This is a genomic window from Rhodococcus sp. Z13_19A, assembly GCF_058133575.1.
In genome coordinates this window covers 1,083,050-1,094,605 of sequence record NZ_JBYUNN010000001.1, presented here as the reverse complement: position 1 = coordinate 1,094,605, position 11,556 = coordinate 1,083,050, and the positions used below count along the sequence as shown (strand labels likewise).

Sequence of the window (11,556 nt, the reverse complement as noted above, 5' to 3'; positions counted from 1 at the left end):
GAGCGGCGGTGGTCGTCGCCGTCAGTCTGCCCGTTTGCCCCAGTCGGCTGTGCACGCCGTGCCCCACGAGGCACGATGTACGTATGACGCTGATGGCCAAGGGTTCCAACGTCGCGCTCTCGGTTCCGGTGGTGCGGATGGAGCTGGCGTGGAGCCCCGGACCCGGCTGTCCGGACGTCGACGCCGCCGCGCTGCTGCTCACCGGCTCCGGCAAGGTGCGCTCGGACGCGGACTTCGTCTTCTACAACCAGCCTCAGCACGCCTCGGGCGCGGTGTCCCACACCGGCAAGGGCGCGGGGGCCAGCACCGACGGGGTCACCGTGGACACCTCCCGGCTCGAGGCCGACGTGGAGACGGTGGTGCTCACCGCCTCCGCCGACGGCGGCACCTTCGCCGCGGTGCCGGGCCTGCACATGCGCCTGCTGGACCCCTCCGGCACCGAGCTGGTCCGCTTCGACGTCACCGACGCCAGCACCGAGACCGCGATGGTGCTCGGCGAGGTCTACCGCCGCGGCGACGGCTGGAAGTTCCGCGCCGTCGGCCAGGGCTACGCCGCGGGGCTGGGGGGACTGGCCACCGACTTCGGCATCTCGGTGGACGACGAACCCGCCCCCCAGACCGCCGCACCGGCCACCCCCCAAGCCGGCGCACCCGCCGTCAGCCTGAAGAAGCAGAAGCTGATCGACCTGGAGAAGAAGCTCACCACCAGCGCGCCGGAGATGCTCAGCCTCACCAAGAAGGCGGCGGTGTCGCTGGAGAAGCGCGGCCTGGGCGAGCACACCGCGCGGGTGGCGCTGTGCCTGGACATCTCCGGGTCGATGAACCGGCTCTACCGCAACGGCAGCATCGCCGCCCTGGCCGAGCGCATCCTGGCGCTGGGCCTGCGCTTCGACGACGACGGCCAGGTGGACGTCTTCCTGTTCGGCAAGAACGGCCACCAGGCGGGTTCGCTGCAGCTGGACAACCGCACCGACTACGTCCCCACCATGCTCGGCGAGTTCGGGCTGGAGCCGGCGACCTACTACGGCAAGGCCATGGCGCTCATCCGCGAGCACTACTTCGGCAGCTCCGCGGCCCGGCGCGAGCCGTTCTCCGCCGCGGTGCCGGTGTACGTCATGTTCGTCACCGACGGCCAGACCTTCGACGAGGACGGCGCCCGCGAGCAGGTGGTCTCCTCCAGCTACGAGCCGCTGTTCTGGCAGTTCATGGCCATCGGCCGCAGCTCGCGCTCCGTCACCCCCGGCGCTGCTCCCACGCCCCCGCCGTCCACGGGGCTGTTCGGCCGACGCAAGTCCGCCCCGGCTCCAGCCCGCGGCAGCAGCGAGTTCCGCTTCCTGGAGGAGCTGGACGACATGCCGGGGCGCTACCTCGACAACGCCGACTTCTTCGCCGTGGAGGACCCCGCCGCCATCCCCGACGACCAGCTGTTCGAGCTGCTGATGACGGAGTACCCGGGCTGGATCACCCAGGCCCGCGGCAAGGGCCTGCTCCGCTGATCTGCCTGATTGCCGCAACCCGGCAATCGGGTGACCTGAACACGACGGCCATTGCACCGTGCCTGCTGACTCCGCACCTGGCAGGCTTGAACAATCGATGGCCTCAACCGGGCTGTCCGGATCTCGAGGAGAGCCTGTGGCGTTCTGGGACCAGCTGAAAGCGAAGACGCAGACCATGAACGACCAGCTCAAGACCAAGGCTGGCCAGTTCAAGAGCAAGGAGTTCGCCAACGCCAGCATGGCGATGTGCGCCTTGATCGCCGCCGCTGACGGCTCCATCGACGCCGCTGAGCGCCAGAAGACCGCTGCTCTGATCGCCAGCAACGACGTGCTGACCATCTTCCCGCCTGCCGAGCTGCAGCAGAAGTTCGACTGGTACTGCGACAAGCTCAACAAGGACTTCGCCTTCGGCCAGGTCGAGGCCATCGCCACCATCGGCAAGCTGAAGTCCAAGCCGGACCAGGGCCGCGCGGTCATCCAGATCGGCATCATCATCGGCGGCGCGGACGGCAACTTCGACGCCGACGAGCGCAAGGCCGTCAAGGACGCCTGCTACGCCCTGGGGATCAACCCCAGCGAGTTCGACCTCTAGCTCGCTCTTCCTCCGCTCCAACACCCCCCGCACCACAACCGAAAGGAACACACCATGGGAGTCAGCCTGAGCAAGGGCGGCAACGTCTCACTGTCCAAGGAGGCGCCCGGCATGACCGCCGTGCTCGTCGGCCTCGGCTGGGACGCCCGCACCACCACCGGCACCGACTTCGACCTGGACGCCTCGGCAATCATGGTCGACACCAACGGCAAGGTGATCTCGGACAAGCACTTCATCTTCTTCAACAACATGACGTCCCCGGAGGGCTCCGTGGAGCACACCGGCGACAACCTCACCGGTGAGGGCGATGGCGACGACGAGGCCATCAAGGTGGACCTGGCCAAGGTGCCCGCCGAGGTCGACAAGATCGTGTTCCCGGTCAGCATCTACGAGGCCGAGTCGCGCAACCAGGGCTTCGGCCAGGTGCGCAACGCCTTCATCCGCATCGTGAACCAGACCGGTGGCAGCGAGATCGCCCGCTACGACCTCACCGAGGACGCCTCCACCGAGACCGCGATGGTCTTCGGCGAGCTCTACCGCAACGGCACCGACTGGAAGTTCCGCGCGGTCGGCCAGGGCTACGCCTCCGGCCTCAAGGGCATCGCCACCGACTACGGCGTCTCGGTCTAGTCCGTGGCCATCGACTACAACAAGCGGAAGCCGGCCGCGGCGGCCGGTGGCGACGGCGGCGGCCCGGTGTCGCTGAGCAAGGTGACGCTGACCAAGGCCAGCCCCTCCATCTCGCTGAGCAAGCAGAGCGGGCAGCTGCGGGTGAACCTGAACTGGGACGCACGCTCCCCCGAGCCCGCCAAGGGTGGGTTCCTCAAGAAGCTCGCCGCCGCGGCCGCCCGGCCGATCGACCTGGACCTGGGCTGCCTGTACGAGCTGAACGACGGCAGCAAGGGCGTCATCCAGGCGCTCGGCAACTCCTTCGGGTCGCTGGAGCAGGCGCCGTACATCTTCCTCAACGGTGACGACCGCTCCGGCGCCAACAGCGGGGGCGAGGACATGTTCATCAACCTCGCCCACGCCAAGGACATCCGTCGGGTGCTGGTGTTCGCCTGCATCTACGACGGTGCGCCCAGCTTCGACCAGGCCAACGGGGTGGTGACGTTGACTCCGGCCAGCGGTGCCCCCATCGAGGTGCGCCTGGACGAGCAGGCCGGTGGTTCGCGGATGTGCGCCATCGCGCTGCTGGAGGGTGGCGGTGGCGACCTGAAGATTCGCCGCGAGGTCCGCTACGTCGAGGGGGCGCAGGACGCCCTGGACGACGCCTACGGCTGGGGCCTCACGTGGGCCCGGGGCCGCAAGTAGCACTGGAGCCCTCAGGCACAATCGCCCGGTGAGCACCGAGCCGCGGGTCACCGTCACCCGCTCCGCACCGCACGTCGCCCTGGTCACCGTCACCAAGCCGCCGCAGAACGCCCTGGACAAGCAAGCCAGGGACGAGCTGGTGGCGGCCCTGGCGGAGGTGAACGAGGACCTCGACGTGCGGTGCGTCGTGCTCACCGGCGGTGGCCGGTCGTTCTGCGCCGGCGCCGAGCTGTCCGAGACCCGGCGGGTCGCCACCGGCCCCGACGAGGCCCGGATCTACCTGCAGGAGTTCGACGAGCTGGCGCTGGCCCTGGAGCAGTGCCGGGTGCCGGTGATCGCGGCGATCAACGGTCCCGTCGTCGGCGGTGGGCTGGAGGTGGCGCTGGCCTGCGACCTGCGGATCTGCGTCTCGTCGGCGTTCTTCATCGCCGCCGGCGTCAACGTCGGCCTGATCGCCAACTTCTGGCGCCTCGCCCGCACCATCGGCCTCGGCCCCGCCAAGGAGATGGTGCTCACCGGCGACCGCTACACCCCGGCGCAGGCGCTGGGCTGGGGGCTGGTGACCGAGGTGACCAGCGCCGAGGACCTGCTGCCCGCCGCGCTGAGGCGGGCCGAGCGCATCGCCAGCCGGGTGCCGCTGTCGGTGGAGAAGGTGAAGCAGGCGCTCAACCGCGCCCAGACCCTGGACGTGGACGCCTTCATGGCGGTGCAGGGCGAGGCGTTCGTCGAGCTGGCCGGCACCGCCGACCACACCGAGGCGCTGGACTCCTTCCTGGCCAAGCGCCCCGGGGACTTCCACCGCAAGTAGCCGGCGCTGGACGAGCCCGGCACCAGCCGAGCCGGGGGCAGGCTAGCTGCTCTGCAGGCGCTGACCGATGCTGCGGTGCAGGTGCTGCAGCTGCGGCTGTCCCAGCAGCACCGTCTGCGACTCGATGTGGCTCACCACGTGGTGGTCGGCCCGCACCGCCTCGCTGGACTGGATCAGCACGGTGCCTGCCCCGGTGAAGTCGAACTGGCGCTCCTCACCGGTCTCGGTGCCCAGCACCAGGTGCCGGGCCGCTCCCAGGAAGCTGCCCATCCAGCCGGCGTCGTAGTGATGGCTCGGCGACGGACAGTCCGACCAGCCCACCAGCGCCTGCGGGTCCACCCGCACCGGTGGCTCGGCGAACATCACCGGTCCGTTGCTGGAGGCCAGGAACTTGCCCGTGCCGATGAGGGTGAGGAAGCCCGGCACGATCGACTGCTTGAGGCTCAGCCCGGTCTCGAACGCCAGCAGGTTGCTGGCGCGGATGGTGAGGTTGCCGTCGTCGAGGTCGTAGGAGTTGATGTTGAAGCCGCGGTCGCCGAGGACCAGCTTGCCCTGACCCTGCGTCACCACCCAGTCCTGGACGTACAGCGGTGAGGAGAACCGGGCGGCGACCAGGCCGCTGACCGTGGTGGCGGCGAGCGGCTCGAAGGTGATCTGCCCGTAGTAGGCGATCATCGCCCCCTTGGCCATGAACCACGGGGCGCTGCCCACCTCCACGCAGAAGGCGTAGTCGTTGCCAGGGACGTTGTCGTCCACCGGCAGCGTGTAGGGGTTGAGGATGTCTGTCATCGCGGCCTCCTCAGAACTTCTGCTCGGACGCCTGGACGTACACCACGCCCTGGCCGCTGACCTTGAGCTGGATCGCCTCGCCGGAGCCGCGGCCCACGGCGTCGCGCCAGCCCACCGAGGCCGACACGTCCAGGCTCAGGTTGCCGATGTGTCCGACGTAGGCCTGCGGGTCCACCACCGTCTGGCTGCCCGGGCCCACCGGGATCTCGAACGACCCACCGTGGGACAGCACCGCCACCTGGCCCACCCCGGACAGCTGGGTGGTGAACAGGCCCTGCCCGGTCATCGCCCCACGCACCGCGCCGCGCACGCCGCCCTGCGAGCCGAGGAACACCACCGACGAGCTGAGCGAGGCGTCGTGGGCGAGCAGCCGGTCGGCCTCCACGGTGAGCATCGCGGAGCCGTCCAGGTTGATCACCGTGACGTGCAGGCCGGCGTGGCCGTAGAAGACCTCGCCCTGGCCCTGGGCGGCCATCATGGCGACGTGCTCGCCGGACATCGCTCGACCCGCCAGCCCGGCGACGCCACCCATGCCACCCATGCCGCCGTTCATCCCGCCCCCGGGCGAGTGCGGGATGAACTGGACCTCGCCGCTGTAGTAGAGCATCGCCCCGCGACGGGCCAGCACGTGCTGACCGGGGACCAGCGTCGCCTTGGCGACCCTGCTGTTGACCTGCTCGATCTGGACCATCAACGCTCCGCGGGCTGGATGTAGACCACGCCCTGGCCGTCGAAGCGCAGCGAGAACGGCTCACCGCTGCCCTCGCCGATCACCGACTTCCAGGACACGTCGGTGACGAACGTCTGGTTGAGCTGTCCGCGGCAGGCCACGAAGGCGTCCGGGTCGACCACCAGCGGGAACTGCGGCGCGACCTCCAGCGCGATCGGCGGCCCACCGGCCGACAGCAGCGCCACCGTGCCCGTCCCGCTGACCAGCGTGGTGAACAGGCCCTGCCCGGAGGTGGCCCCGCGCAGCCCGGAGAACTTCACGTCGGTCTGCAGCTTGCCCACCAGCGCGAGCAGCTGCGAGGACTCGACCTGCAGGGTCTCGTTGGCCAGCTCGACGATGGTGATGTCCTGGGCGTCCACCGCGAAGTGCACCACGCCGGTGCCGGAGCACTCCATCAGCGACAGCGACTCCCCGGTCACCTTGCGCTTGAGCGCGGCCTTGATGCCGTCACCGCCGCCGAGGCCGGCGTTCTTGAAGGCCACCTGTCCGTCGAAGGCCACCATGGCGCCGGTGATGGCACGAATGGCCTCACCCTGCAGCCGAGCCTCGAGCACCCGTGAGCCGTTGACGCGCAGCTGAGCCACGGGTCTCCCTTCTCCGGCTGATGTCGTTGGCTTGCAGGCTAACCGGTGCCACCACCGCCGGTGACCAGCGACACGACCGCAGCGGGGTCAGACGTTGACGCCGTAGTCCTGCGCGATGCCCTGCAGGCCGCTGGCGTAGCCCTGTCCCACCGCGCGGAACTTCCACTCCGCGCCGCTGCGGTAGAGCTCGCCGAAGACCATCGCGGTCTCGGTGGAGGCGTCCTCGGTGAGGTCGTAGCGGGCGAGCTCGGTGTTGTTGGCCTGGTTCACCACCCGGATGAAGGCGTTGCGCACCTGGCCGAAGCTCTGCGAGCGCGCCTCGCCGTCGTAGATGGACACCGGGAAGACGATCTTGTCGATGTCGGCGGGCAGCGACGCCACGTTCACCTTGATCTGCTCGTCGTCGCCCTCGCCCTCACCCGTGAGGTTGTCGCCGGTGTGCTCGATGGCGCCGTCCGGCGTCTTCAGGTTGTTGAAGAACACGAAGTGCTGGTCGGAGGAGACCCGACCGTCGGCCCCGCAGGCGATGGCCGAGGCGTCGAGGTCGAAGTCGGTACCGGTGGTGGTGCGCACGTCCCACCCGAGCCCGACGGTGACCGCGGACAAGCCGGCCGTTCCCGCCTCCTTGGTCAGCGAGACGTTGCCACCCTTGCTCAGACTTACTCCCACGAGAGCTCCTTCATCGATGACGGAACAGCCATTGCTCGCTTCAGTGTGCCCGTTTCCGTGGAGTCGGGGAATCAGACGTTGACGCCGTAGTCCACGACAATTCCGCGAAGACCGCTGGCGTACCCCTGGCCCACGGCGCGGAACTTCCACTCACCGTTGTGCCGGTACAGCTCGCCATAGATCATCGCGGTCTCGGTGGAGGCGTCCTCGGTGAGGTCGAAGCGGGCCAGCTCCACGTCGTTGGCCTGGTTGACCACCCGGATGAAGGCGTTGCTCACCTGGCCGAAGTTCTGCCCGCGGGCGTCGGCGTCGTCGATGGAGACCACGATGACGATCTTCTGGACCTCTGCCCCGAGGGTGGCCAGGTTGACGTTGATCTGCTCGTCGTCGCCCTCGCCCTCACCGGTGCGGTTGTCACCGGTGTGCTCGACCGCCCCGTCCGGGGAGGCGAGGTTGTTGTAGAAGACGAAGTGCTCGTCGGAGACCACCTTGCCGTTGGCGCCGCACAACAGCGCGGACGCGTCCAGGTCGTAGTCGACCCCGGTGGTGGTGCGGACGTCCCAACCGAGTCCGACGACCACCGCCTTCAGGCCGGCTGCCCCGGCCTCCTTGGTCAACGAGACGTTTCCGCCCTTGCTCAGCACTACGCTCACAGAAGCCTCTTTCTTGCGGTTTCCCCAGCTGACGGCCCCCGGTGACGGGCTACAGGGTCGTGCTCACGACCGGCAGCAGGTCGGCGAAGGTGCGTCCGTTGGCCACCGCACCGATGGCCGTCATCGTCCAGCCCTGCGGGTTGCGGGTCAGCTTGGCCATCACCTGCGCGTTGTGCGTCCCCGATCCGGTCAGCTCGTAGCGCGCCAGCTCGGTGTCGGTGGTGGCGTCCACCAGCCGGCAGAAGGCGTTCTCGATCTGGCTGAAGTTCTGCCCGGTGAAGGAGTTGACCACGAAGACCAGCGTGGTGACCGTGGGCGACAGCGCGCTCAGGTCCACCGCGATGGACTCGTCGTCACCCTCGCCGGCGCCGGTCAGGTTGTCGCCGGTGTGCTGCACGGCGCCGTCCTTGCTGTGCAGCTGGTTGAACCAGACCTGGTCGAGCAGCTTGCCCTGGGCGTCGAACATCAGGCACGACGCGTCCAGGTCGATGGACTGCTCCTTGAGCCGACCCAGCAGCCCCTTCTTCTTCATCGCGTCCCACCCCAGGCCCATCCGGACCTTGGTGAGCGATCCACCGCCCTCCTTGGTGAGGGAGACCTGCTGACCCTTGCCTAGGTTGACTGTCATAGCTCCGACGCTAGCGGAACCTCACGCTCGGCGGGGCCGCTCATCCACTCGCGCAGCACCCGGGTGGCCCACACGTCGTCGGCGTTGTAGTCCAGCAGCCGCCGCCGCTGCACCAGGTCAGGGGCGTCCCCGTCCAGGCCGACGGCCTTGCGGTACCACCCCATCGACGCCGCGCCACTGGCCTCGGCGTCGCGCCAGGTGAACCCGGCCACCGGCGCCACCTTCTTCAGGCCCTTGCCCAGCGGGCAGAGGAAGGCGGTGCCCACGGCGGCGTAGACGTCCACCCACTGCTCGCTGCCGATGAACTCGCGCACCTGGGCCTCGGTGGGCACCCCGGGGTGTCCGGCGAAGCGCCGCGCCGAGGCCAGCAGCCAACGGTTCTCCGCCGCCTCGGAGTAGCAGTAGGCGGCGAAGGTGCGCCCCTGCGCGGCCGCATCGGCGCGCACCTGCATCAACCACGTCCAGAACTCGCCGAAGGAGCGGGCCTCGTCCTCGGTGGGCACCGGGTCCCAGGTGACGAACGGGTGGTACACCGACTGCTGCCCCGGCTCGCTGAGCAGCGCACCCCACAGGTAGGCGCCGTGCTCGAGATAGCTCTCCATGTCCACGTCCACCTCGACGTCAGCGCGGTGCACCTGGACGTGCTCGGTGCGCCGCACCAGCGGAACGCCCCGCAGCCACGCCCGGGCCAGCACCACCGCGTCGGCGAAGGCACCCCCGGGCCAGGACGCGGGGGCCGGCCCTGCCCAGGTCGCGAGCTCGTCCACCGTGCGCACCCCCAGGGCACGCAGCACGCTCACCTGCGGGCCGGCCACCACCAGGCTCACGTCGCGACTCTCCCGCAGGTCGGCCGAGCACCGCGGCCACCACGGGCAGGTGCGGCACTCCCCGATGCGCGAGGCGCTGGTGGGCACCTGGCCGGTGGCCACGGCCAGCCGGTCGGCGAAGCGGGTGTCGTACTCCTGCAGGGTGCTGCGCCCGCCCGGCCAGGTCGCGGCGGCGAGGTCGTGCACCACCACGCAGTCGGCGTCCAGGCCGATCACCCCGCCGACCTGCTCGGTGGGGGCGGCACCCAGGGTCTGCAGCATCCGGGTGAGGTGGGCCAGGCGCAGCTGGTCGCGCGGGAAGGAGCGCAGGCTGCGCGTCTCGTCCAGCCGCGGCGCCCACTGCAGCAGCTCGGAGGTGCGGGCCCCGCGGCCAGGGTCGGTGGTGCGGTGGTTGACCACGATCACCGGCACGTAGCCCCCGGCGTGGCGGACCAGCAGGTCGGCGCGGCCCCGGCGGTGGGCGGCACGGTCTGGGCCCAGCGTCGCCCCCCAGATGCGCTCGGCACCGCTGGCCAGGGCCTGGCGGGTGCGCTCGCGCCGCTCGGCCGGTGGCAGGTCGGCAGGCACCTCCACCCAGCTCGCCGAGCCCGCGGCCAGCAGCTCGGCCACCCGCCGCCGGTGCGCGGCGGCCTCGTCCTGGCGCTGGCGCACGGCGGGGTCGACAGTGCCGGGCGGGTCGATGCCGATGTGCTCCAGCGACACCCGGTGACGGCACCGGGTGAGCTCCGCCGAGTCCAGCAGCACCGGCGGAGAAGGGTGCTGGGGCTGGTCCACAGGCAGGAACAGTAGGCCCTCCCCTAGGCTGCACCCGACGGTAGTGGTGGGCGATGCACCGGAGGGATCTCACTGATGGGCCTGTTGAGCAAGCGCACGAGGACCAAGCGCACGAGCAAGCGTGCCCTGCGCAAGGCGCACACCAAGACCCTCAAGGCGCAGGCCCAGGCGGAGCGCAAGTTCCGGGAGAAGGCCGAGAAGAAGGCCGCCAAGGACCTCCGCAAGCGCAAGAACAAGGCGAAGGCCACCGGCAAGGCCACGGTCGCCGCCTCGGTGGCGCGCACGCAGCCAGCGGCGGAGACCACCTCCGGCAAGGGCAAGAAGGCCGACACGAAGGCTGACAAGAAGGCGCAGAAGAAGAACGCCGAGAAGGCCGCGGCGCAGGAGAAGGGCCTCAACCCCAAGAAGGTGCGCAACGCCCTCGGCATCATGCGCGTGCTGGCTCCGGTGCTCGCCCCGCTGGCCTACAAGGCGGCCACCGCCACCCGTGGCCAGCTGGACCAGGCCCGGGCCCGCAAGATGGGCGTGAGCGTGCACGAGCTGGGCGACTTCAGCGGTCATGGCGCGGCGCTCAACGCCCGCATCGCCGGCCTGGAGCCCACTCTCGACCAGCTGGTGAGCGCCAACGGCACCGGTGCGCACAGCGACGCCGTGGCCTTCCGCGACGCCACTCGGGCACGGCTGGGCGAGCTGTCCACCGCGGTGCACGCGGCTGAGCGCATGCCGGCGGCCCGCCGCAAGGCCGCCCACCGTGCCGTGGCCACCGAGCTCGACGCCATCGAGGCCGACCTGCTGGCCCGCCTGGGTGTGCGCTGACCGCTCCACCTTCTGCCCGGTCTAGGACTGCTGTTGCCGGGCGCGTGATTGATCGACCAGGTCGGCGACATCCAGCGGTACCGGTGGGGTCATGGTCTGGTCGGGGATGGCCTGCAGCCCCCCGGCGGTGATCCACACGGTGCCGGCACCGTCGAGGGCGACGTCCGGCTCGGGATAGCGGATCGGTGTGCTGGAGATGGGCTGCCGGGTTGCGCCGTCCAAGTCAGGTCCCCGACCTGCCCGCCCCTGTCCACCTGCATGGGCAGCGGTGCTGCATCCGCGACGGTGAGGTCGTCGAGCACGCGACGAGCACTGCGGCCGTCGAAGACCGTCGCTGGTGTGCCGGCCAGGAATGGCCGGTAGAACGTCCCGGCGGCTCAGCGGTGGCCCCAGGGTCGCGGCACCGTGCAGGTCTACCCGCACGAGGCGGGCTCCCACGGTGCCGCCGACCGGCTGCACGACAGCCCAAGAGCACACTGGATCCCGAGCTCGTCCTGGCGTGCCGGTACCCTAGGGGGGTACCGTATCAACCAGCAGGACGCGACCACTGGTTGACCAAGCTCACGGAGGCGCCCGGTGCCCGGATACACCACCAACAAGCAGGACCACCTCAAGCGGCTGCGCCGCATCGAGGGGCAGACACGTGGCCTCCAGAAGATGATCGAGGAGGACAAGTACTGCATCGACGTCCTCACCCAGATCAGCGCGGCCACCAAGGCCCTGGAGTCGGTGGCCCTGTCGCTGCTGGAGGAGCACATGGCCGGCTGCATGGTGGAGGCGGCGCGCGCCGGCGGCGCCGAGGCCGACGAGAAGGTCCGGGAAGCCGCCGACGCCATCGCCCGCCTGGTGCGGTCCTGACCACCCACAAACCCTGAG

Annotated in this window: 15 protein-coding genes; 7 read left to right on the top strand and 8 right to left on the bottom strand. The window is 70.0% G+C overall.

What is annotated here, in order from left to right:
• The first annotated feature begins 83 nt into the window (after positions 1 to 83).
• The 5 genes from AC3YNX_RS05100 to AC3YNX_RS05080 all read left to right on the top strand — a co-directional run bounded on the left by AC3YNX_RS05100 (position 84) and on the right by AC3YNX_RS05080 (position 4,210).
• Positions 84 to 1,496 (top strand): VWA domain-containing protein, encoded by a 1,413-nt coding sequence (locus AC3YNX_RS05100; protein ID WP_489994785.1) that lies wholly within the window; start codon positions 84 to 86, stop codon positions 1,494 to 1,496.
• A gap of 136 nt (positions 1,497 to 1,632) precedes the next feature.
• Positions 1,633 to 2,088 (top strand): TerB family tellurite resistance protein, encoded by a 456-nt coding sequence (locus tag AC3YNX_RS05095; RefSeq protein WP_127781632.1) that lies wholly within the window; start codon positions 1,633 to 1,635, stop codon positions 2,086 to 2,088.
• Between the two features lie 54 nt (positions 2,089 to 2,142).
• Positions 2,143 to 2,718: a TerD family protein gene (locus AC3YNX_RS05090; protein ID WP_127781631.1), complete on the top strand. Its 576-nt coding sequence runs from the start codon at positions 2,143 to 2,145 to the stop codon at positions 2,716 to 2,718.
• A gap of 3 nt (positions 2,719 to 2,721) precedes the next feature.
• The gene (locus tag AC3YNX_RS05085) at positions 2,722 to 3,402 is read left to right on the top strand and encodes a TerD family protein (RefSeq protein ID WP_127781630.1); all 681 of its coding nucleotides are present in this window, start codon (positions 2,722 to 2,724) and stop codon (positions 3,400 to 3,402) included.
• A gap of 28 nt (positions 3,403 to 3,430) precedes the next feature.
• Positions 3,431 to 4,210, top strand: coding sequence for an enoyl-CoA hydratase/isomerase family protein (locus AC3YNX_RS05080; RefSeq protein ID WP_489994784.1), 780 nt, complete (start codon positions 3,431 to 3,433; stop codon positions 4,208 to 4,210).
• 42 nt (positions 4,211 to 4,252) lie between these two features.
• Here the strand turns inward: AC3YNX_RS05080 and AC3YNX_RS05075 are convergent, their stop codons facing one another.
• The 7 genes from AC3YNX_RS05075 to AC3YNX_RS05045 all read right to left on the bottom strand — a co-directional run bounded on the left by AC3YNX_RS05075 (position 4,253) and on the right by AC3YNX_RS05045 (position 9,864).
• Complete coding sequence (locus AC3YNX_RS05075; protein ID WP_127781628.1) at positions 4,253 to 4,999, bottom strand: AIM24 family protein; 747 nt, start codon at positions 4,997 to 4,999, stop codon at positions 4,253 to 4,255.
• 10 nt (positions 5,000 to 5,009) lie between these two features.
• Positions 5,010 to 5,690: an AIM24 family protein gene (locus AC3YNX_RS05070; protein WP_127781627.1), complete on the bottom strand. Its 681-nt coding sequence runs from the start codon at positions 5,688 to 5,690 to the stop codon at positions 5,010 to 5,012.
• The gene (locus AC3YNX_RS05065) at positions 5,690 to 6,313 is read right to left on the bottom strand and encodes an AIM24 family protein (protein ID WP_241249457.1); all 624 of its coding nucleotides are present in this window, start codon (positions 6,311 to 6,313) and stop codon (positions 5,690 to 5,692) included. Before AC3YNX_RS05065 ends, AC3YNX_RS05070 begins: the two co-directional genes overlap by 1 nt.
• A gap of 87 nt (positions 6,314 to 6,400) precedes the next feature.
• Entirely contained in the window at positions 6,401 to 6,982 is a 582-nt protein-coding gene (locus AC3YNX_RS05060; RefSeq protein ID WP_127781626.1) for a TerD family protein, read from the bottom strand.
• Positions 6,983 to 7,053: 71 nt separating this feature from the next.
• Positions 7,054 to 7,635 carry a TerD family protein gene (locus AC3YNX_RS05055; protein WP_127781625.1) on the bottom strand — a complete coding sequence of 194 codons (582 nt, stop codon included), beginning with the start codon at positions 7,633 to 7,635 and terminating at the stop codon, positions 7,054 to 7,056.
• 49 nt (positions 7,636 to 7,684) lie between these two features.
• Positions 7,685 to 8,263, bottom strand: a complete 579-nt coding sequence (locus tag AC3YNX_RS05050; RefSeq protein WP_127781624.1) for a TerD family protein — start codon at positions 8,261 to 8,263, stop codon at positions 7,685 to 7,687.
• Positions 8,260 to 9,864 (bottom strand): TM0106 family RecB-like putative nuclease, encoded by a 1,605-nt coding sequence (locus AC3YNX_RS05045; protein ID WP_489994783.1) that lies wholly within the window; start codon positions 9,862 to 9,864, stop codon positions 8,260 to 8,262. The genes AC3YNX_RS05050 and AC3YNX_RS05045 overlap by 4 nt, the downstream gene beginning before the upstream one ends.
• A gap of 75 nt (positions 9,865 to 9,939) precedes the next feature.
• On the opposite strand from AC3YNX_RS05045, the gene AC3YNX_RS05040 reads away from it, so the two are divergent.
• Positions 9,940 to 10,680: a DUF6474 family protein gene (locus tag AC3YNX_RS05040; RefSeq protein WP_489994782.1), complete on the top strand. Its 741-nt coding sequence runs from the start codon at positions 9,940 to 9,942 to the stop codon at positions 10,678 to 10,680.
• Between the two features lie 21 nt (positions 10,681 to 10,701).
• Here the strand turns inward: AC3YNX_RS05040 and AC3YNX_RS05035 are convergent, their stop codons facing one another.
• Positions 10,702 to 10,902 (bottom strand): hypothetical protein, encoded by a 201-nt coding sequence (locus AC3YNX_RS05035; RefSeq protein ID WP_489994781.1) that lies wholly within the window; start codon positions 10,900 to 10,902, stop codon positions 10,702 to 10,704.
• 354 nt (positions 10,903 to 11,256) lie between these two features.
• Between AC3YNX_RS05035 and AC3YNX_RS05030 the strand changes: the two genes are divergently transcribed.
• On the top strand, positions 11,257 to 11,538 hold the full coding sequence (locus AC3YNX_RS05030; RefSeq protein ID WP_489994780.1) for a metal-sensitive transcriptional regulator: 282 nt from the start codon (positions 11,257 to 11,259) through the stop codon (positions 11,536 to 11,538).
• Positions 11,539 to 11,556 lie beyond the last annotated feature (18 nt).

Bases quoted from the DNA above. Each gene is read 5' to 3' on its own strand.
- AC3YNX_RS05100 (WP_489994785.1), top strand. From the start codon at position 84: ATGACGCTGATGGCCAAGGGTTCCAACGTCGCGCTCTCGGTTCCGGTG.
- AC3YNX_RS05090 (WP_127781631.1), top strand. From the start codon at position 2,143: ATGGGAGTCAGCCTGAGCAAGGGCGGCAACGTCTCACTGTCCAAGGAG.
- AC3YNX_RS05075 (WP_127781628.1), bottom strand. From the start codon at position 4,999: ATGACAGACATCCTCAACCCCTACACGCTGCCGGTGGACGACAACGTC.
- AC3YNX_RS05070 (WP_127781627.1), bottom strand. From the start codon at position 5,690: ATGGTCCAGATCGAGCAGGTCAACAGCAGGGTCGCCAAGGCGACGCTG.
- AC3YNX_RS05050 (WP_127781624.1), bottom strand. From the start codon at position 8,263: ATGACAGTCAACCTAGGCAAGGGTCAGCAGGTCTCCCTCACCAAGGAG.
- AC3YNX_RS05040 (WP_489994782.1), top strand. From the start codon at position 9,940: ATGGGCCTGTTGAGCAAGCGCACGAGGACCAAGCGCACGAGCAAGCGT.